Annotated in this window: 1 protein-coding gene; it reads left to right on the top strand. The window is 38.4% G+C overall.

Annotated elements, in window-relative coordinates:
• Positions 1-127: 127 nt before the first annotated feature.
• Positions 128-837 (top strand): ISL3 family transposase (locus NF418_RS10285; RefSeq protein WP_256779530.1); only part of this gene is annotated, 710 nt, incomplete at its 3' end.

Below are 837 nucleotides of genomic sequence, written 5' to 3' on the forward strand. Positions count from 1 at the left end.
TTGGCTCTATAATTTCTGTAGTGGGTAAATCCACCATGGAAATTATGGAGCTTTTTTGAGTATAGAAAAAAAGTCCCATATGACCTATAATGAAAAGTGCTCAAACTATCATTTTAGAAAGACTCATATGGAACAACTAAATCTTATCACAAATTTTCTCAGAATTAAAGACAAAAACATCACTATCACTGATGAATATGACCTAGGAACTCACTTAGAACTCCACGGTCACTTGGATTACACAACCCCTAAATGCCCTTCCTGCAAGGGACAAATGGCAAAATACGATTTCCAGAAAGCCTCAAAGATCCCCTACCTAGAAACAGCTGGTTTCCCACTGCTTATCCGGCTTCGAAAGCGTCGATTCAAGTGTAAAGATTGCGGAAAAATAGCGGTCGCTGAAACTCCTCTTGTCAAGAAAAACCACCAAATCTCTATCGCTGTTAACCAGAAAATTGCCCAATTACTCATCGAAAATCAAGCAATGACACATATTGCACATAGACTATCAATCTCAACATCATCAGTTATTCGAAAACTCAATGAGTTCAAGTTTGAAACAGATTGGAATACCTTACCTGAGGTAATGAGCTGGGATGAGTATGCCTTCAAAAAGGGGAAAATGAGCTTTATCGCACAAGATTTCAACTCCCTAAACGTTATCGCTATCCTTGACGGAAGAACTCAAGCAACCATCCGAAACCACTTTCTACGATATCCTAGAAAGGTTAGAAATCAGGTCAAAGTGATTACCATGGATATGTTTAGTCCCTATTATCAACTTGCTAAACAGCTTTTTCCGAATGTAAAAATCGTACTCGACCGCTTTCATATTGT

It is taken from the genome of Streptococcus suis, assembly GCF_024509555.1.
GTDB lineage: Bacteria > Bacillota > Bacilli > Lactobacillales > Streptococcaceae > Streptococcus > Streptococcus suis_AD.